Below are 19,279 nucleotides of genomic sequence, written 5' to 3'. Positions count from 1 at the left end.
GGCGCTGTCGATGACCGAGGCACGATTTTGGTGCGCGCGGTCCTCCGAATTTCCGGACGGGACGGCCGAAGCCTCGCGAGCGCAACCGCGCCCTCAGCCTTCGTGAACCGCGATGCGCGTATCGCCGATCAACACCGCCTGGCCCGCGCGGATTTTGCAGGTTTTACGCGTTTCGACCTGGCCGTCGACGGTCACCGCGCCGTCCGCGACCATCATTTTTGCCTGGCCGCCGCTCTCCGCGAGGCCCGTTATCTTCAGGAGATTGTGCAGTTCGACGTAGTCGCCGGTCAGCGTGAAATCGAGGTTGGGCATGGCGTTTGCACCTTCAGGCAAAGGGTTCGCATCATAAGCCAGAAGCTGTCCGCGGACGAAACCCGTCCGCACGACAGACGACGTGTAGGCAATTGCAAGCAGATGTTGTGCAATTGTCGGAAAGTGAAACCTTCCGTAACAGCGATCGCTGCTTTGGAAATTCACTCGTAAAGTTCGGTTCTGTAGGCAAGCTTGCTGGATATGTTCCGAAGCGAGAAGACCGGGCGAGGCAGGGCAAGGCGTTGTCGTCATCGAGCCGCGCCGCGCCGGATACGACGCCCCGGTCACAACAACTTTAGAGAGGAATTGAACCATGACCCAGATTCGTACGCTCCTGATCGGTACCGCCGTGACCGCTTTCGCCGCGACCGCGGCTGTCGCGCAGACCGCGCAACCCGCCGCCGGCGCGGATGTGCAGGCGCAAACCCAGATGCAGGCGCCGGGCGCCGACGCCACGACCATGGCGCCCGCCGCCGCCGGCGTGCAGCCGCCGACGCCCGCTCCGACCCGTCTGACGGCGCCGGGCTCGACCGATCCGCTGGTGCAGAAGCGCGAAGCGAACGCCAAGGCCAATGCCGACTACCGCGCGTCGAAGAAGGCGTCGAAGGCCGAGCTGAAGGATCAGCAGAAGGCCGCCAAGACCCAGTACAAGGAGCAGGTGCGCGACGCCAAGATCAACCAGAAGGCGGACAAGCAGACCGCCAACAATGAAATGAAGATGAACATGCAAGGCCAGACGGGCGACCAGTCCGACGGCAGCGATGTGAAGCATTGATCGCCGTTGTTAGTCATCGATAAGGCCTTGAACGGAGGTGCCGCATGAGCATGATTCAATCGACCCGAAACCAGATCTGCGCCGCGCTGATCGCGGGGTGTCTGTCGTCCGTGGCGTTCGCGCAGGCGAGCGACCCGGCCGCCGCGCCGGTCACGCATGCGGACAAGAAGGCCGCGAAGGAACAGGCGAAGGCGGACAAGAAGTCGTCCGTCGCGCAGGCCAAGGCCGACAAGAAGAAAACGGACGCGCAGGCTGACGCCGACAAGGCGAACGCCGACGCCAACGTGAAGGATGCGAAGAAGCAGTAAGACGGCGGTAGCAGGGCGGATGATGTGAGTGCGCTTCGCACACTGCCTTGTGTCCGGTGGAAAGAAAAATGGCCCGTCACGCGCAAGCGTGACGGGCCATTTTTTGCGTGGATGCTTGTGCGAAGCGTGGGCGGTCGAGTGGTTGATCGAGTGGTGAGGCGCCGGCCGTGGCCGCTTTAGGCCAACGGTTGAAGCGGAAGTATGTGCCGCAGCATCGCGAAAATAAGGGTCGCTTGTCTGCCGGGGTTGTATGGATATACAGTGTGCGTCGCTATCCCGAAATCACGCCCGCGCCTGAATCCACGTGCATCCCGTCGCCAATCCCTCGCTGCCATCCGCCGATATGGCCAATCTGGCCGATACGCTCGACGTGTCCGCCAGCGCCCGTACGGCGAACGCAACCCATGCCGCGGGTGCGTCCGAAACACCCGACGCACCCCACAGCGCCACGGACAACGCCAACCCCGCCGCCGACTGGCTCGCCAAACTCAACGCCGCGCAACGCGAGGCTGCCGAATACGGCGCCGACACGCCGAACGCGCCGTCCGGCGCGTTGCTGGTGATCGCGGGCGCGGGCTCCGGCAAGACCAATACGCTCGCGCACCGCGTTGCGAATCTGGTGGTGAAGGGCGCCGATCCGCGCCGCATCCTGCTGCTGACTTTTTCGCGCCGGGCCGCGCTGGAAATGACGCGCCGGGTCACGCGCATCGCCGGGGCGGCACTCGGCGCGCGCGCCGCGCTCGCGCAGGGGCTCACGTGGTCGGGCACGTTTCACAGCGTCGGCGCGCGCCTGCTGCGCGAATACGCGGACTTGATCGGTCTCGCGCCCGCCTTCACGATCAACGACCGCGAGGATTCCGCCGATCTGATGAACCTGGTGCGACACGAGCTCGGCTTGTCCGCCAAAGAGCGGCGCTTCCCGGCCAAGAGCACCTGCTTCGCGATCTATTCGCGCGTCGTGAATACGGGAGCGTCGCTGACGCACGTGCTCGACCACGCGTTCCCGTGGTGCCGCGAATGGGAGGACGATCTGCGCCGCCTGTTCGCCGCCTACGTCGATGCGAAACAGAAGCAGAGCGTGCTCGACTACGACGATCTGCTGCTCTACTGGTCGCATATGGCCGCCGAGCCGGCGATCGCGGCGGATCTGTCGGCGCGCTTCGACCATGTGCTGGTCGATGAATATCAGGACACCAACCGGCTGCAGGCGTCGATCCTGCTCGCGCTGAAGCCCGACGGCCGCGGTCTGACCGTGGTCGGCGACGACGCCCAGTCGATCTATTCGTTTCGCGGCGCAACGGTGCGCAACATCCTCGATTTCCCGGCGCAGTTCGATCCGCCCGCGCGGCAGATCACGCTCGAACGCAATTACCGGTCGACGGAGCCGATCCTCGCGGCGTCGAACGCGGTGATCGAGCTGGCCAGCGAGCGTTACACGAAGAATTTATGGACGGACAAGGCGTCGGCGCAGCGTCCGCGCCTCGTCACCGTCGCCGATGAAGCCGATCAGGCGCGCTACGTCGTCGAACAGGTGCTCGAAGCGCGCGAGCAGGGCGTCAAGCTCAAGTCGCAGGCCGTGCTGTTCCGCGCCGCGCATCACAGCGCCGCGCTGGAGGTCGAGCTGACCCGGCGCAACATCCCGTTCGTGAAGTTCGGCGGACTGAAGTTTCTCGATTCGGTGCACGTCAAGGATGTGCTCGCCGTGCTGCGCTGGGCGGAAAATCCGCGCGACCGCGTCGCGGGTTTTCGCGTCGTGCAACTGCTGCCGGGCGTGGGGCCGGCGACTGCGGCGAAAGTGCTCGACGAGATCGCCGCGCGTGCGGGTGGTGTGGGTGGTGGTATGAACGCCAACGCCGCCACCGATCCGACCGGCGGTCTGGCCACCCATCCCATCGACACCGCCGCCGCCGCGCTAGCCGCGTTCACCCCGCCCGCGCGGGCGCAGGAGGACTGGCATCCGTTCGTCAAGCTGATGTCGAGCGTGTATGGCCGGCAGACGCCGTGGCCCGCCGAATTCGAAATGGTGCGGCGCTGGTACGAGCCGCATCTCGAACGTAATCACGAGGACGCGGCGATCCGTCACGCGGACGTGCTGCAGATGGAGAGCATCGCGGGTACGTATGCGTCGCGCGAACGTTTCCTGACCGAACTGACGCTCGATCCGCCCGACGCCACCAGCGGCGAATCCGGTGTGCCGCTGCTCGACGAGGACTACCTGATCCTGTCCACCATCCATTCCGCGAAGGGGCAGGAGTGGCGCAACGTGTTCGTGCTGAACGGTGTCGACGGCTGCATCCCGTCCGATCTGGGCACGGGCAGCGACGAAGACCTCGACGAGGAGCGCCGGCTGCTCTACGTCGCGATGACGCGTGCCAGGGAGGATCTGCATATCGTCGTGCCGCAGCGCTTTTACGTGCACAACCAGACGCACATGGGCGACCGCCACGTGTGGGCGTCGCGCACGCGCTTCATCCCCGCCCATCTGATGCCGTTGTTCGACGCCTATGCGTGGCCGCGCGTGACGCTGCCGGGCGCGCCGACCGCGGCGGGCCTGGCGGCCGCCGCGCGGGCGAAGATCGAGATCGGGGCGAAGCTCAGAAAGATGTGGGACTGAGCGGGAAGCGGCCAGGGCCGGAGAGAACGGGCGCCTGGCGAGCGATCAACCGCGTGATTGCCGTTGCTGCTGTTGCGGCGCCGGACGCGGCGGCACGAAGAAATTGCGCAGCCACGCCGCCAGCCGCGAAAACACGTCGTACGGCTCCTCGACGAAAATTTCCGGCTTGAGCAGACGCAGATATTCCATGATCTGCTGCGCTTCCTGTTTCTGGAACGAGCCATGCGAAATGCCGAGCCGCAACAGCCCGCGCAGTTCGCCCAGCTTTTCGCGCGCGGTGCTGCCCACGCTCGTCTCGCATGCGACCTTCGCCTCGTAGACGCGCTGACGCAGCGATTCCACCAGCCGCCACGCGGGCGTCTGCATCACTTCTTCCAGCGCCTGGATGTCCTGCGCGGCGCTCTTGATCTGCGCGGCGAGCGGATCGACCAGCGCGGCGTCGCCCTCGGCTTCCTTGACGATCGCCGCCGCCCAGTCGCGGCACTGCTTCGCCAGTTCCTCCGGCGTCCATTCCGAGCGCGCCGCGAAGCCGAAGCCGAATTCGCCGGCCTGCCGCATCAGAATCGCGACGACGTCCGGGAATTCCTTGTCCAGCGTGCGTTTCGCCCATGCGTACTGACCGCCCTGCAACATCCGCTGCACCGCGTGTTCCGTCAGCGGCACCATGTTGTCGAGCAGCTTGGCGCGCAAGAAATCCTCGAACGACGGCGTCGCGAACTGCGGATCGAGCTTCAGCGATACCCGCAGAAACGCATCGAAATCCTTGCGCAGCGACGCGATCGTCTCGTCTTTGAGCGTGAGGGTGATTTGACCCATGTGTTATCCCGTTTGGTCCCGCCGCGCGGCCCCGTCGTGTCATCCGGCCACACGCGAGCCCGATGAAACGCGACCCGTGATGCCGGCGCGGTTGCTTCCTGCCTGTTGCCGCGAAATCAGCGGGACGTCATATCCCGGTGAGCGGACCTCGACTTCATATCGGCGGATTCAGGGAAAACTTAAGGGTGTGGCGGGGAGGGGCGGGGGGATTAGAGGGGCGCGTCGTTCGACGGGTTGGCCGATACGCGCCCCGGCCGGTGCACCGTTACCGGAGCACGACGCATTGCCAGACGAAAAACACCACCAGGCCGACCGCGATCGTCAGCAGTGGACGGCGCGTCAGCGCGCTCACCAGCACGGCGGCCAGCGCGCCGACCAGCTGCGGATTGCGCCAGGTCAGTTCGGCGCCGCCGCCGTGCGGCGACACCGCCATCGGCACGATGATCGCGGTGAGCACCGTCACCGGCACGAAACCGAGGGCGGTGCGCACCAGCGGCGGAAACACCAGCCGGTCGCCGAGCACGAACACCGCCGCGCGGATCACCCACGTAATCAGCGCCATGCCGAGAATCAAGGCAACGTAGTTCATCGCGATGCCCCCGCGGTATGGCGCGTGCCGCGCAGGGTCGGACGCGAGGTCGACAGCAGCACGCCGATCGCGACGCCCGCGAACACCGCGCCGAGCAGGCCCAGCTTGTACGGCCACGCCTGCCAGAAAAACGCCAGCGTGCCCGCCGTGACGGCCGCCGCCAGATAACGCAGCGCGACGAGCTGCGGCACGACGATCGCGATGAAGGTCGCGACCATCGCAAAATCGAGGCCCAGCGACTGCAGGCCGGGGAATGCCGCGCCGAACAGCAGGCCGGCGAGGGTCCAGAGCTGCCAGTTCAGATACATCGCCAGACCGGCGCCGAAAAAGTAATGCGGACCGACCGTGCCGGGTTCGCGATGCCGGTAGTGTTCCCACGCGACGGCGAAGACTTCGTCGGTGAGCAGCGCGCCGAGCGCCCAGCGCCAGCGGGTCGACAGATGCGCGACGTGCGGCGCGAGCGTCGCGCTGTACAGCACGTGCCGCAGGTTGACGACCAGCGTGGTCGCGAGGATCACCGCGAAACTCGCGTGCCCGGCGATCAGGCCGAGCGCGATGAACTGCGCGGAGCCGGCGAACACGACCAGCGACATCAACTGGCCGTGCCAGAGATGCAGTGGCCCGGATGCGACGAGCGTGCCGAAAATGACGCCGAACGGCGCGGCGCCGACCATCATCGGAATGATGTCGCGCGCGCCGGCGGTGAATGCCTTGAGATGGCCGGTGCTAGTGGGCTGGCCTGGGGTGGAATGGGTCAATCTTGCCTCCTTGGTGCGGGAAGCATAACGGCAGGGCGGCGAGTGGGGCTTGTACGTTCTTGCTATGAAAGACGTCGGACGGCAGGCCGGATCTGCGGATCGAATGCGCTTGCAGGCCGAATGCGCGTGGTCGAACTAACTCGCAGGTCGCGCTGGTCGCGTCGGCAACCCGCAACCCGTCAGCAGGAGCACCCGCTCAATCGCCTTGCCAGCGGCCCGGCGGCACGCCGAACATCCGCCGGAAATGGCGCGTGAAGTGGCTCTGGTCGGTGAAACCGCTGGCCGCGGCGACTTCCGTCACCGATACGCCGGCGCGCAACGGCGCGAGCGCCCGCTGCAAGCGCACCTGGTTGCGCCACGCGTGCGGCGCGAGCCCGGTCGTCTGCGTGAACAGGCGCGCGGCATGAAACGGCGAGAGCCCCGCCGCCTGCGCGACGTCGGCCAGCGCGACGGCGGTGGTGAGGTCGCCGGTCAGCCGCTCCTGCATCAGGGCGACGCGGGTGTCGTCGGCGGCGAGGCGGGAGGGCTCGGGCTGCGTCCGCGAAAAACGGACGAGCAGCGTGGACAGCGCGTCGAGCATCGCGGCCTCGGCGGCGAGCGGATCGTCGCCGGCTTCCAGCAGCCGGTGCGCGTGCGCGAGCCGGCGCGCCAGATCCGGATCGCGGATCACGCCGGGCTCGAACCACGGCAGGCTGTGCGGCTTGCCGGCGATCTCGCTGGCCAGATCGTGAATGAACGCCACCGGCGCGTACATCACGCGATAACGCCAGCCGTCCTCGACCGCCTTCGAGCCCGTGTGCAGCTCGCCGGGGTTGATGATCGGCACGCTGCCGGCCTCCGCGACGTAGTGCGAGCCGCGATACCGGTACTCCTCGGCCCCCGCGACGATCACCGGAATCGTGTAAGCGTCGTGCCAATGCGGCGCGAACTGGTGGTCGCGATATTCGGCGGTGAGCAGATCCGCGCCGGGCAGAAGCGGCGTGCGCCAGTAGCGGGCGGAATCCTGGAAGCGATGGGCGGCGGTCATGACGAAGGTTCTGCGTGACCGCTCAGTGTAGCGCGACGCCAGTGCGGCGGGTCCGCTGGGCGAGGGCTGCGCGGGCGTCGGCGGGTGAATGGATAGGTGGGGGAGCGAGTGGATGAGCGGGTGGACGCGCAGACGGGCAGGCGGACGGACGTTCGCGAGCCGTTACTTGACCGGGATCGTCGTGCCGGCCGGCATCGGCACTGCGCTCACGCTGTTCTTCGCGCTGCCGCTGACGACCCGGTCGCTGTAAGTCAGATACACGAGCGTATTGCGTTTCGCGTCAACCACCCGCACCACGTGCAGCGCTTTGAAGATCAGCGACATGCTGACCGAGAACACGTCCGCCTGCTGCTTCACGGGGCCGGTGAAATGAATCGCGCCGACCTGCCGGCAGGCGATGGACGCCTCGGTCGGATCTTCCGCAATGCCCAGCGTGCCCTTGACGCCGCCGGTCCGGGCGCGCGACACATAGCAGGTCACGCCTTGCACGATGGGGTCGTCATAGGCCTCGACCACCACGCGGTCGGAACCGGTGATGCGGAAGTTGGTGTTGACGCTGCCCACTTCCTCGCCATGAGCGGCGGGCAGAATCGAAGTGGCAACGGCGGCGGTAGCGGCGGCGAGAACGATGCGCGACAGGATCGGTTTCATGGGCGATGGTGGCGACGGGAAACGAGCGCGTGGGTGAGGCGCGAAGCCGCGTGTGCGGCGCGCGCCGGGAATCGACATCGTATAACGGCGCGCTGACCTGGCGAACGGCGCGATGGCGTAGTGACGAGGCGTGGCAGATCCGCGAGCGGCAGCGCGAAGACGTGCGGGACGCGCGCTACAAAAACGCACGACGCAAAAACGCACGACGAAGAACACGCAAGGTAAAAACAAAAAGGCCCGCACGGATGCGGGCCTTTCAAAATTTTGGCTCCTCGACCTGGGCTCGAACCAGGGACCTACGGATTAACAGTCCGGCGCTCTACCGACTGAGCTATCGAGGAACAGCAGTACAACTTGATCTACATAAAAAAGCCCGTCTTGGTTAACGGGCCTTTGCAATTCTTGGCTCCTCGACCTGGGCTCGAACCAGGGACCTACGGATTAACAGTCCGGCGCTCTACCGACTGAGCTATCGAGGAACAGAACAACAAACAGCAGAGAAACGAAATTGTAGAAGCAGCTTCGAACCCTGTCAATACCCTGCGCAGCTCGTTTTCGTATCCCGTTTTATCGGGCCGAACTTACTGGATCGAACCATGCGCAGGGCAGACCGTCATGCTCAACGTGCGAGCAGGGCGAGCTTTTCCTTGATGTCCTTGAACTCGTCGGCTTCCGGCAGCGGCGCCTTGGTCTTCGTGATGCTCGGCCAGCTCTTCGCCAGATCGGCATTCAGTTCGATGAAGTTCTGCTGGTCGCCCGGCACGTCTTCCTCGGCATAAATGGCATTCACCGGGCACTCGGCCACGCACACCGCGCAGTCGATGCATTCATCGGGGTCGATCGCGAGGAAGTTGGGACCTTCGCGAAAGCAGTCCACTGGGCACACATCGACGCAGTCGGTATAGCGGCACTTGATGCAGCTTTCGGTCACAACGTGAGTCATTCAGGCAGCTCCTGCATGCAGAATCAGGGAAGGCGAATACGCCAAAAGCGCTATTGTAACGTAACGTCAAAAGGCGTATGCGGCATCGGACTACGCCTTTTATACGTTTTCGTGATTAGTTTATGGCGGGCTTGCGTAAGCGCCCGCCGCGCCCTGGGAAAGCTTTGACGCGCGCCCGGCCATGCCCGGAGTCGGCGCGCATTCGGGTAACATGCGTCAGGTCGGCGCGCACGGGGCACGCCGTATGCGCATGGTTTGAGTCAGGCCTTCCGATTTTCTGCCGCGGTTCAGTTCGCACCATCATGATTATTACTTCGCTGCTCGACACCGATCTGTACAAGTTCACGATGATGCAAGTGGTGTTGCATCACTTCCCCGCTGCGAACGTGGAATATCGCTTCCGCTGCCGCACGCCGAATGTCGATCTCGTGCCGTATATCGCCGAGATCCGCGAGGAAGTGCGCAAGCTCTGTCATCTGCGCTTTACCGACGAGGAACTCGACTATCTGCGGCGCATGCGCTTCATCAAGGGCGACTTCATCGAGTTTCTCGCGCTGTTCCATCTGAACGAGAAGTACATTTCGATCGAGCCGTCGCCGAAGGGCAATGGCGAAATCGACATCGAGATCAAGGGCCCGTGGCTGCATACGATCCTCTTCGAGATCCCGATGCTGGCGATCGTCAACGAGGTCTACTTCCGCAACACGCAGCAGAAGCCCGACTACAGCGAAGGGCGCGGCCGCCTCGTCGAGAAGATCAAGCTGCTGGGCGCGCGCCCCGAATTCTCCGATTGCAAGATCGCCGACTACGGCACCCGCCGCCGTTTCTCGAAGCAATGGCACGAGGAAGTGATCCTGACGCTGAAGGACGGCCTCGGCGAACAGTTCGCCGGCACCAGCAACGTCTTCTACGCGATGAAGCACAGCCTCACGCCGCTCGGCACGATGGCGCATGAATATCTGCAGGCGTGTCAGGCGCTCGGTCCGCGGCTGCGCGATTCGCAGATCTTCGGCTTCGAAATGTGGGCCAAGGAATATCGCGGCGACCTGGGTATCGCGCTGTCCGACGTGTACGGCATGGAAGCGTTCCTGCGCGACTTCGACATGTACTTCTGCAAGCTGTTCGACGGCGCGCGCCACGATTCCGGCGATCCGTTCGACTGGGGCGAGCGCCTGCTCAAGCACTACGAGGCGAACCGCTGCGACCCGCGCACCAAGATCCTCGTGTTCTCCGACGCGCTCGACATTCCCAAGGTGCTGCAGCTGTACGAGCGCTTCCGCGGACGCTGCAAGCTGGCCTTCGGCGTGGGCACCAACCTGACCAACGATCTCGGCTACAACCCGTTGCAGATCGTCATCAAGATGGTTCGCTGCAATGGTCAGCCAGTGGCGAAGCTGTCGGACTCGCCGGGCAAGAACATGTGCGAGGACAAGAACTATCTGGCCTATCTGCGTCAGGTGTTCGGTATCGCGCAGCCCGAGGAAGAAGCATCGAAGTAACGGCTGTCGACACGAGGATTTCGCACATGGACACATCGATCGCCCGCCGCAACATCCTGGCGCGCATCCGCGCGGCGCAAGGGCGCGAGCCGGAGGCGCAGGCGGCCGAACGCGAGGCCGCCGCGGACTACGTGGCGCGCCATCCGCCCGGTCCGCGTCCGGAGATGCCGGCCGATCTGACCGCGCGCTTCATCGAGGAAGCGCAGAAGATGTCGACCACGGTCGAGACCGTGCAGGCGTTGAGCGATGTGCCCGCCGCCGCGCATCGCTACCTCGCGCAACATGCGTTGCCGCTTCAGGCCATCGCCTGGCAGACGTTGCGCGAGCTGGCGTGGGCCGAAGCCGGTCTGAGCGTCGAATTCCGCAAGCCGCGGGATAGCGATGTCGTCGGCCTCACCGGCTGCTTTTGCGCCACCGCCGAGACCGGCACGCTGGTATTGCTGTCGGGACCGGAAACCTATGCGTCGGCCGGTCTGCTGCCGGAAACGCATATCGCGATCGTGCCGGCGTCGCGCATCGTCGCGGGTCATGAAGAGGCGTTCGGCTTGATCCGCAGCGAGCGCGGCGAACTGCCGCGCGCGGTCAATTTCGTCTCCGGGCCGTCGCGCACCGGCGATATCGAGCAGACCATCGTGCTCGGCGCGCATGGTCCGTACCGCGTGCATGTGATCGTCGTGCAGGGCGCCTGAAAGGGCGCCGGGCGGCGCTTGAAGAGCGCGTCAACGTTGCGTCGAGAGCGTTGCTCCGAGTTGCTCCAGCATCGCTCGAGCGGCGCACTTCGCTTCACGGCCGTCACGGCCACTGCAATCACCAGGAACTTCAGCATGAGGAAAGGGCACGCCGTGAAGGCGGGCATGGCGTTCGCCATTGTCGTATCGATCTTGACCGTCTGGTCCCAGCCGGCCGCCGCGGCCACGCTGGACGGCGCGACGCTATCAGCGCTATGGGGGCTGCCGTTCGCCGGCGTGCTGCTGTCCATCGCGGTGTTTCCGCTCGTCGCGCCGGCATTCTGGCATCACCATTTCGGCAAGATCGCGGCGGCGTGGGCGCTCGCGTTTCTCGTGCCGTTCGCGCTGACCTTCGGCCCCGGCGTCGCGTTCGGTTCCCTCGTGCATGCGATGTTCGAGGAATACATTCCGTTCATCGTGCTGCTCACGGCGCTTTATACCGTGGCGGGCGGCATCTGCGTGCGCGGCAATCTGCACGGCACGCCGCGCCTGAATACCGCGATCCTCGCGCTCGGCACCTTGCTCGCGAGCATCATGGGCACGACCGGCGCCGCGATGCTGCTGATCCGTCCGTTGCTGCGCGCGAACGACAACCGCAAGCACGTGGTTCACGTCGTCGTGTTCTTTATCTTTCTGGTGGCGAACGCCGGCGGTTCGCTGTCGCCGCTGGGCGATCCGCCGCTGTTCCTCGGTTTCCTGCAAGGCGTCGGATTCTTCTGGACCACCACCCATCTCGCGTGGCCGATGCTGTTCGTGTGCGTCGTGCTGCTCGGCGGGTTCTACGCGCTGGACGCTTACTTCTTTCATCGGCGCGAGGAGGAACGCTCGCGCTTTCTCGATCCGACGCCGGATACGCCGCCGCTCGGCATCGACGGCAAGGTGAATTTCGTGCTGCTCGCGGCGGTGATCGGACTGGTGCTGATGAGCGGCTTGTGGAAGCCGGGCATGGCGTTCGACGTGTTCGGCACGCACGTGGCCTTGCAGAACGCGGTGCGCGATGTCGCGCTGATCGGCGTGACGCTGCTGTCGCTGTGGCTCACGCCGCGCGCCGCGCGCGCCGGCAACGATTTCAACTGGGCGCCGATCGAAGAGGTCGCCAAGCTGTTCGCCGGCATTTTCGTGACGATCGCGCCGGTCATCACGATCCTGCGCGCGGGCGAGGCGGGCGCGTTCGCGGGCATCGTCCATCTGGTCAACGACGCCGCGGGCCAACCGCACGACGCGATGTACTTCTGGGCCACCGGACTGCTATCGTCGTTTCTCGACAACGCGCCGACCTATCTGGTGTTCTTCAACCTGGCCGGCGGCGACGCGCAGACCTTGATGACTAGCGGCGCCACCACGCTCGCCGCGATTTCGGCCGGCGCCGTGTTCATGGGCGCGAACACGTACATCGGCAACGCGCCGAACTTCATGGTGAAAGCGATCGCGGAATCGCGCGGCGTGCGCATGCCGAGTTTTTTCGCGTACATGGCCTGGTCGGGCGCGGTGTTGCTGCCGCTCTTTCTCGTGACCGGCTGGCTGTTCTTTTGACGCACGCTTTCGTTTTCGAACCGACCCTCAACGCCGAGGCCAACGCACTCGACGCGCTATACGGAGAATGGCAATGCAGAAGATCCTCGTCGCCCGTCCGATTTTTCCGGATGTGATCGAACGGCTCAAACAGTATTTCGACGTCGACTGGAATCAGGGCGACGTGCTGCCCGCCGACGAACTCACCCGTCGTCTCGCGGACAAGGACGGCGCGCTGACCGCCGGCGACCCGATCGGCGCGGCCGTGCTCGCGGCGGCGCCACGTCTGCGCGTGGTGTCGAACATGGCGGTCGGCTACAACAATTTCGACATGGCCGCGTTCAACGCCGCGAACGTGCTCGGTACGAACACGCCGGACGTGCTCAACGAATCCACCGCCGATTTCGGCTGGGCGCTGATGATGGCGGCCGCGCGCCGCATCGCCGAGTCGGAGCACTGGCTGCGCGCCGGCAAGTGGGAGAAGTGGGCGTACGACGGCTTTCTCGGCGGCGACGTGTACGGCTCGACGCTCGGCGTGATCGGCATGGGGCGGATCGGCCAGGCGCTGGCGCGTCGCGCGAAGGGCTTCGGCATGCAGGTGATCTATCACAACCGGTCGCGCGTCGCGCCGGAGATCGAGGCCGAGCTGAATGCCGGCTACGTGTCGAAGCAGGACCTGCTGCGGCGGGCGGATCACGTCGTGCTGGTGTTGCCGTACACGAAGGAGAACCACCACACGATCGGCGCGGCCGAACTGGCGCTGATGAAGCCGAGCGCGACGCTGACCAATATCGCGCGCGGCGGCATCGTCGACGATGCTGCCCTGGTCGATGCCTTGCGCGCGAAGCGGATCGCCGCCGCCGGGCTGGACGTGTACGAAGGCGAGCCGAAGCTGAATCCCGAACTGCTGACGGTGCCCAACGTCGTGCTGACGCCGCACATCGCCAGCGCGACCGAGGCGACGCGCCGCGCGATGGCGAACCTCGCCGCGGACAATCTGATCGCCGCGCTCGGCGAAGGGCCGCGCGCCGGTCGTCCGCCGAATCCGATCAATCCTGACGTGATCGGCAAGGCGCGTTCATGACGATGATTCTGGTAGCGGCCGTCGCGGTGCTGGCGGTCGCGTTGATCATCGCGCTGGCGCTGCTGCTGCGCGGCGGTGGCCGTGCTGACCAGAGCGAGCACGTCGAGCAGTTCGAGCAGCTTCACCAGCGCATCGACGCCGCGACCGACATGCAGGCGCACGCTTACGAGCGTCTCGAACGGCAGCTGCGCAACGACATCACCGAGACGGCGCGGGTGTCGCGCGCCGAGCAGAGCGGCGGCTTCGCGCATTTTCAGCAGACGCTCGCCGCGCAGTTCTCCAGCATGACGACGGTGCAAGGCGGCAAGATCGACGCCTTCGCACAGCAACTCGACGCCGTGCGGCACAGCTTGCAGCAACAGGCGCAGCAGGCGCGCGACGAACAGGGCCGCTCGCTCAAACAGTTCGGCGACACGCTGAGTCTGCAGCTCGGCCAGTTGACCGAAGCGAACGACCGCCGCTTCGCCGAGGTGCGCACGACCATCGAGCAGCGGCTGAAGGATATCGAGGCGAACAACGCCGCCAAGCTGGAGGAAATGCGCCGCACCGTCGACGAAAAACTGCACGCCACGCTCGAACAGCGGCTGGGCGAATCGTTCAAGCTGGTGTCGGACCGGCTCGAACAGGTGCATCGTGGCTTGGGCGAGATGCAGACGCTGGCGGCCGGCGTCGGCGATCTGAAGAAGGTGCTCACCAACGTCAAGACGCGCGGGACATGGGGCGAAGTGCAGCTCGAAGCCTTGCTCGAACAACTGCTCACCGCCGATCAATACGCGAAGAACGTCGCCACCGTGCCGAAGAGCAATGAACGCGTCGAGTTCGCGATCAAGCTGCCAGGGCGCGCGGAGCAGGGCAGCGCGGCCACGCCGGTGTGGCTGCCCATCGACGCGAAATTTCCCCGCGAAGACTACGAGCGTTTGATCGACGCCCAGGAGCGCGCCGATCCGGTGGCGGTCGAGGAGGCCTCGCGGGCACTGGAAGCACGTATCCGCGCCGAAGCGCGCACGATCGCGGAGAAATACGTGGCGCCGCCGCACACCACGGACTTTGCGCTGCTGTTCCTGCCGACCGAGGGCTTGTACGCCGAGGTGTTGCGCCGTCCGGGATTGACGGATCTGTTGCAGCGCGACTATCGCGTGACGATCGCCGGACCGACCACGCTGACCGCATTGCTCAACAGTTTGCAGATGGGGTTCCGCACGCTCGCCATCGAGAAGCGTTCGAGCGAAGTGTGGCAGGTGCTCGGCGCGGTGAAGACGGAGTTCGGCAAATTCGGCGACGTGCTGGCGAAAACGAAGGCGCAACTGGAAACGGTCACGCGTTCGATCGAAGCCGCCGAAACGCGCACGCGGATGATGAACCGCAAGCTGCGCGACGTCGAGGCATTGCCGGGAGACGCGGCGAGCGGTTTGCTCGGCGATGCGCTATCGGCGGTGGACCCGGACGAGCAGTAGATCACTTAGGCGGCGCGTTGAGCGAATCGGCAAGCGCGTGGGCGCTTGCAAGCCGTTTGCAAGCGTCACCCGCCCGCGGCCAGTTTCTCCAGCGCCTCGCCCGTCAGTCGCACCACTCGCCAATCCGGCAACACGGTCGCGCCCATCTTCTCGTAGAAGCTGATGGCCGCCTGATTCCAGTCCAGCACGGTCCATTCGAAACGGCCGCACTGGCGTGCCACCGCCAATGCGGCGAGCCGTTGCAACAGCGCGCCGCCAAGGCCGCTGCCACGCTCGGCCGGTTGCACATACACGTCTTCCAGATACAGGCCGCGCCGGCCGACGAAGGTCGAATAGTTGTGGAAGAACAGCGCGTAGCCGACGATCCGCCCATCGTTCTCCGCGACCAGCGCCTCGATCGACGGCTGCGCGCCGAACAGCGCGTCGCGTAGCCCGTCCTCTGTCGCGGTGAAGAGATGCGTGAGGCTTTCGTACTCGGCGAGTTCGTACGACAACGCGAAGATCGCGTGGGTGTCGGCCGGTACGGCAGCGCGGATCGTCGCGGACATCAGGCCTCTTCCGGCGCGTCGCTCAACTGGATTTCGATGCCGCCGAAGCGCGACGCCACCCAGTTATACGCGTGGCAGGCGATCCACAGCAGAATGAAACCGAGAATCGCGTTCAGCAGCAACGCGCTGAACACCGTGCTCAATTCCACCGAACCATAACGGATGAACGCGACCAGGACGCCGAGCAGCACGATGGGCACCGAAAACGTCAGATACACGAGGATCAGTGCCTTGGCCGTCTGTCCCGGTGCGATGAACGAAATCTGTTTTTTCATGTAAGTCAAACCCGTGAGTCGTAGTGATAGTGGGTGAAGCTGCAACTGATCGTCTTTCATACGCAACTTACGTCGTATGAGGTAGTGCAATGCGCGTGGGCGCTAGATAAGCCCGTCGAACGGCATGATAACCACCTGTTGCCCCGCGTCGATTTCGCCTTCGTCGTGGCCGAGCACGATAAAGCAATTCGCCTCGCTCATCGAACTCAGCACGCCGGAACTTTGCGAGCCGGTCGGCGTGACCTGCCATTCGCCGGACTCGTTCTGCGTGGCCACGCCGCGCTGAAACTCGGTGCGGCCCGCGCGCTTGCGGATCGGCTGACGGCTCGTCGCGCGAACCAGCGGCACGGGTTGCGGGGTCGCGCCGGACATCAGCAGCAGCGCTTCGCGCACGATCTGATAGAACGTGACCATCACCGCCACCGGATTGCCGGGCAAACCGAAGAAAAGCGCGGGCAGGCCAAGCCCCGGATGCTCGCCGGACCAGACGCGGCCGAATGCGAGCGGGCGGCCCGGGCGCATGGCCAGACTCCAGAACGCGACGTCGCCGAAAGTTTGCAGCAGTTGCTTCGTGAAGTCCGCTTCGCCCACCGATACGCCGCCGGAAGTCAGCACGACGTCGGCGCTCGCCGCGGCCGTGCGCAACGCGGCTTCGAGCGCGACCGGTTCGTCGCGCACCACGCCGAGGTCGAGCGCGTCGACATTCAGACGCCGCAGCATCGCAAACAGCGTGTAGCGGTTGCTGTCGTAGACGGAGCCCGGATCGAGCGGTTCGCCGAGCGAGCGCAACTCGTCGCCGGTCGAGAAAAATGCGACGCGCAAACGCCGCCGCACATGTACTTCGCCGATGCCGAGCGAGGCCAGCAGGCCGAGGTCCGATGCGCGCATGATGCGCCCAGCGCGCAACGCGACGTGACCGCGCGCGAGGTCTTCGCCCGCGAGACGCCGGTTCTGGCCAGGCGCCACCGCGTGAGCGGAGAAGCGGATCGAGGTGCTGTCAGCGTGACGTTGCACCAGTTCTTGCGGGACCACGGTGTCGCAGTCGGCGGGCATGCACGCGCCGGTCATCACGCGCACGCATTGCGTCGTGTCGACGCGCCCGGTGAACGGATGCCCGGCCAGCGCCTTGCCGGCGATCGTCAATTCGATTTCGGTTGTGCCGCTTGCGCTCGTGGTGCCATGTTCCAGCGCCGCGCGCGGGAACGCGTAGCCGTCCATGGCCGAATTGTCGTGCGACGGCACGTCGATCGGCGACACGATGTCGGCGGCCAGCACGCGGTCGAGCGCATCACGCAACGCCACGCGCTCGACCGCCGCGACCGGCGTGGCCCATTGACGAACAATCGCCTGAGCGGCCGAAACGGGTAGCGCGTGAGGATCGTACTGCGCGACGCAGCGGGAAAAGTCGTTAAGCGTGGTCATGAAGGGCTGGGCGTCGCGACCGGCGGCCGGGGTGGCAACGCGCGGCGTCTGCCGTGGGGCCGGAGCGGGATTTGAACCGGAACCTCAAGCGCGCTCGAGGTCGGCGAGTTCTTGTAACGAATTGATATTGTAAAACGCGCGCTCATCGGTAAAGGCGACTTCCACGGTCTTGTGGCGCGCGTACCACGCGCGGACCTTGCGCTCACCGGCCTCCAGAAAGGCCGCGAGGTCGTCGGCGAGGCTCGTGCGAAGCAGCGCGAAGACCGGGTGAAGCGAGACTTCGCCGTGGGCGTCTGTCGTGGTGACGGTGGCGATGTCGGCGTGCTGCGCGTCGAGTGTCTGCGCGAGACGGACGGCGAGGTCGGCGGGCAGGCCTGGGGTGTCGCAGGGGGCGCTGAGCAGGTACGCGGTGCCGGCCGCGCGTAAGCCGGCGAGCAGACCGGCCAGCGGGCCGGGGAAGCCGGGCAGGGTATCGGCCACGACCGTGGCGCCGAACGGCGCGCCCAGCGACGTGTAGATGTCCGCGTGACGGTTGGCGCTGATCAGCAGCGCGCCGCATTGCGGCGCGAGGCGCTGCAGTCCATGCGCGGCGAGCGCTTCGCCATGCAGCGTCTGCAGACCTTTGTCGATGCCGCCCATGCGCATGCCGCGCCCGCCCGCAAGCAGAAGACCGGTGATGTGCTCGCGTGTGGTCGTCATGCTGATGTGCGGCGCGCGCTTAGCCGCCGATGTACGACATTTCGACGCGGCGGCTTTCGCGCGCGAGGGCCTCGGCGGTGCCGCTGCCGCGCAGTTGCGAATAGCGGTCGCCGCGCGCCTGCCAGATTTCGGCGACGGCGGTCGCGATCGCGTCGTCGTTCGCGCCGCCGCGCAGCAGCGCCCGCAAATCATGACCCGTCGACGCGAACAGGCACAGATACAGCTTGCCTTCGGTCGACAGACGAGCACGCGTGCACGCGCCGCAGAACGCGCGCGTGACGCTCGAAATCACCCCGATCTCGCCGCTGCCGTCCGCGTAGCCCCAGCGTTGCGCGGTTTCGGCGGCGCTGTGGGCGTCGAGCGGTGCCAGCGGAAAGTGCTCCGCGATGCGGTCGACGACTTCGGCCGACGGCAGCACCTCGGTCATGTTCCAGCCGTTCGACGTGCCGACATCCATGTATTCGATGAAGCGCAGCACTGCGCCCGAGCCTTTGAAATGACGCGCCATCGGCACGATTTCGCCGTCGTTGGTGCCGCGTTTGACCACCATGTTGACCTTGACCGGCGCCAGACCCACGGCGTGCGCCGCCGCGATGCCTTCGAGCACGTCGGCGACCGCGAAGTCGGCGTCGTTCATGCGGCGGAACAGGGCGTCGTCGAGCGCATCGAGGCTGACGGTCACGCGCGTCAGGCCGGCGTCTTTCAGGCTCTGCGCCTTACGTTCGAGCAGCGAACCGTTGGTGGTCAGCGTCAGATCGAGCGGCGTGCCGTCGGGCGTGGTGAGCCGCGCAAGCCGCTCGATCAGGAATTCCAGATTCTTACGCAGCAGCGGTTCGCCGCCGGTCAGGCGGATCTTCTCGACGCCATGTGCGACGAACAGCCGCGCGAGCCGTTCGATTTCCTCGAAGCTGAGCAGCGCGCCGTGCGGCAGGAACGTGTAGTCCTTGTCGAACACCGCGCGCGGCATGCAGTAGACGCAGCGGAAATTGCACCGGTCCGTCACCGAGATGCGCAGGTCGCGCAGCGGACGCGCCAGCGTGTCATGCAGCACGCCGGTGGGCGTCTGCAGGGGGCCGGCAATGACCGGCGCCGCGCTGAAATCGGCAACAGGGATGATGCGTCGGGACATGAAATGCTTCGCTTAATGCTTGAAAATAAAGCCAGATATTCATTCTAGCGGAAATGCTTATTACGGCAGCCGGCCCCGGGGCGCAGTCGGGGTATACGGGGAGAGGCATACCGTCGGCCGCCGTCCACGGTTCGCC

Annotated in this window: 20 protein-coding genes and 2 tRNA genes; 8 read left to right on the top strand and 14 right to left on the bottom strand. The window is 65.6% G+C overall.

Annotation, left to right across the window (positions count from 1 at the left end):
- Positions 1 to 93: 93 nt before the first annotated feature.
- Entirely contained in the window at positions 94 to 312 is a 219-nt protein-coding gene (locus LFL96_RS14395; RefSeq protein WP_281000760.1) for an RNA-binding S4 domain-containing protein, read from the bottom strand.
- A gap of 313 nt (positions 313 to 625) precedes the next feature.
- Between LFL96_RS14395 and LFL96_RS14390 the strand changes: the two genes are divergently transcribed.
- The 3 genes from LFL96_RS14390 to LFL96_RS14380 all read left to right on the top strand — a co-directional run bounded on the left by LFL96_RS14390 (position 626) and on the right by LFL96_RS14380 (position 4,009).
- A complete protein-coding gene (locus LFL96_RS14390) occupies positions 626 to 1,087 on the top strand; it encodes a hypothetical protein (RefSeq protein ID WP_280995887.1) in 462 nt (153 codons plus the stop codon).
- Positions 1,088 to 1,131: 44 nt separating this feature from the next.
- Entirely contained in the window at positions 1,132 to 1,395 is a 264-nt protein-coding gene (locus LFL96_RS14385) for a hypothetical protein (RefSeq protein WP_280995886.1), read from the top strand.
- A 343-nt stretch (positions 1,396 to 1,738) separates the two neighbouring features.
- Positions 1,739 to 4,009 carry an ATP-dependent helicase gene (locus tag LFL96_RS14380; protein WP_281000758.1) on the top strand — a complete coding sequence of 757 codons (2,271 nt, stop codon included), beginning with the start codon at positions 1,739 to 1,741 and terminating at the stop codon, positions 4,007 to 4,009.
- 45 nt (positions 4,010 to 4,054) lie between these two features.
- Here LFL96_RS14380 and LFL96_RS14375 read toward each other — a convergent pair whose 3' ends face one another.
- The 8 genes from LFL96_RS14375 to fdxA all read right to left on the bottom strand — a co-directional run bounded on the left by LFL96_RS14375 (position 4,055) and on the right by fdxA (position 8,793).
- Positions 4,055 to 4,825 (bottom strand): DUF4088 family protein, encoded by a 771-nt coding sequence (locus tag LFL96_RS14375; RefSeq protein ID WP_280995885.1) that lies wholly within the window; start codon positions 4,823 to 4,825, stop codon positions 4,055 to 4,057.
- Positions 4,826 to 5,090: 265 nt separating this feature from the next.
- Positions 5,091 to 5,414: an AzlD domain-containing protein gene (locus LFL96_RS14370; protein WP_280995884.1), complete on the bottom strand. Its 324-nt coding sequence runs from the start codon at positions 5,412 to 5,414 to the stop codon at positions 5,091 to 5,093.
- On the bottom strand, positions 5,411 to 6,172 hold the full coding sequence (locus tag LFL96_RS14365; RefSeq protein WP_280995883.1) for an AzlC family ABC transporter permease: 762 nt from the start codon (positions 6,170 to 6,172) through the stop codon (positions 5,411 to 5,413). Before LFL96_RS14365 ends, LFL96_RS14370 begins: the two co-directional genes overlap by 4 nt.
- A 196-nt stretch (positions 6,173 to 6,368) precedes the next feature.
- Entirely contained in the window at positions 6,369 to 7,199 is an 831-nt protein-coding gene (locus LFL96_RS14360) for an AraC family transcriptional regulator (RefSeq protein WP_280995882.1), read from the bottom strand.
- A gap of 162 nt (positions 7,200 to 7,361) precedes the next feature.
- Positions 7,362 to 7,850, bottom strand: coding sequence for a CreA family protein (locus LFL96_RS14355; RefSeq protein WP_280995881.1), 489 nt, complete (start codon positions 7,848 to 7,850; stop codon positions 7,362 to 7,364).
- Between the two features lie 265 nt (positions 7,851 to 8,115).
- Positions 8,116 to 8,191 (bottom strand) — tRNA-Asn (locus LFL96_RS14350).
- Positions 8,192 to 8,253: 62 nt separating this feature from the next.
- A tRNA-Asn gene (locus tag LFL96_RS14345) sits at positions 8,254 to 8,329 on the bottom strand.
- Positions 8,330 to 8,469: 140 nt separating this feature from the next.
- A complete protein-coding gene (gene fdxA / locus LFL96_RS14340; protein ID WP_280995880.1) occupies positions 8,470 to 8,793 on the bottom strand; it encodes a ferredoxin FdxA in 324 nt (107 codons plus the stop codon).
- Positions 8,794 to 9,095: 302 nt separating this feature from the next.
- On the opposite strand from fdxA, the gene pncB reads away from it, so the two are divergent.
- From pncB to rmuC, 5 genes are all read left to right on the top strand, one after another.
- A complete protein-coding gene (pncB, locus tag LFL96_RS14335) occupies positions 9,096 to 10,292 on the top strand; it encodes a nicotinate phosphoribosyltransferase (RefSeq protein ID WP_280995879.1) in 1,197 nt (398 codons plus the stop codon).
- Positions 10,293 to 10,318: 26 nt separating this feature from the next.
- Positions 10,319 to 10,981, top strand: a complete 663-nt coding sequence (locus tag LFL96_RS14330; RefSeq protein ID WP_280995878.1) for a lactate utilization protein C — start codon at positions 10,319 to 10,321, stop codon at positions 10,979 to 10,981.
- 165 nt (positions 10,982 to 11,146) lie between these two features.
- Positions 11,147 to 12,553: a sodium:proton antiporter gene (locus LFL96_RS14325; protein ID WP_281000756.1), complete on the top strand. Its 1,407-nt coding sequence runs from the start codon at positions 11,147 to 11,149 to the stop codon at positions 12,551 to 12,553.
- Positions 12,554 to 12,626: 73 nt separating this feature from the next.
- Entirely contained in the window at positions 12,627 to 13,616 is a 990-nt protein-coding gene (locus tag LFL96_RS14320) for a D-glycerate dehydrogenase (protein ID WP_280995877.1), read from the top strand.
- On the top strand, positions 13,613 to 15,070 hold the full coding sequence (rmuC, locus tag LFL96_RS14315; RefSeq protein WP_280995876.1) for a DNA recombination protein RmuC: 1,458 nt from the start codon (positions 13,613 to 13,615) through the stop codon (positions 15,068 to 15,070). The genes LFL96_RS14320 and rmuC overlap by 4 nt, the downstream gene beginning before the upstream one ends.
- Before the next feature lie 65 nt (positions 15,071 to 15,135).
- Here the strand turns inward: rmuC and LFL96_RS14310 are convergent, their stop codons facing one another.
- The 5 genes from LFL96_RS14310 to moaA all read right to left on the bottom strand — a co-directional run bounded on the left by LFL96_RS14310 (position 15,136) and on the right by moaA (position 19,143).
- Complete coding sequence (locus LFL96_RS14310) at positions 15,136 to 15,618, bottom strand: GNAT family N-acetyltransferase (RefSeq protein WP_280995875.1); 483 nt, start codon at positions 15,616 to 15,618, stop codon at positions 15,136 to 15,138.
- On the bottom strand, positions 15,618 to 15,893 hold the full coding sequence (locus tag LFL96_RS14305) for a hypothetical protein (RefSeq protein ID WP_280995874.1): 276 nt from the start codon (positions 15,891 to 15,893) through the stop codon (positions 15,618 to 15,620). Before LFL96_RS14305 ends, LFL96_RS14310 begins: the two co-directional genes overlap by 1 nt.
- Positions 15,894 to 15,995: 102 nt before the next feature.
- Complete coding sequence (gene glp, locus LFL96_RS14300; protein ID WP_280995873.1) at positions 15,996 to 17,315, bottom strand: gephyrin-like molybdotransferase Glp; 1,320 nt, start codon at positions 17,313 to 17,315, stop codon at positions 15,996 to 15,998.
- Between the two features lie 84 nt (positions 17,316 to 17,399).
- A complete protein-coding gene (mobA, locus tag LFL96_RS14295; RefSeq protein ID WP_280995872.1) occupies positions 17,400 to 18,014 on the bottom strand; it encodes a molybdenum cofactor guanylyltransferase MobA in 615 nt (204 codons plus the stop codon).
- 19 nt (positions 18,015 to 18,033) lie between these two features.
- Complete coding sequence (gene moaA / locus LFL96_RS14290) at positions 18,034 to 19,143, bottom strand: GTP 3',8-cyclase MoaA (RefSeq protein ID WP_280995871.1); 1,110 nt, start codon at positions 19,141 to 19,143, stop codon at positions 18,034 to 18,036.
- Positions 19,144 to 19,279 lie beyond the last annotated feature (136 nt).

The sequence above is a fragment of the Paraburkholderia sp. D15 genome, assembly GCF_029910215.1.
Lineage (GTDB): Bacteria > Pseudomonadota > Gammaproteobacteria > Burkholderiales > Burkholderiaceae > Paraburkholderia.
This window is presented reverse-complemented; position numbering and strand designations above follow the sequence as displayed.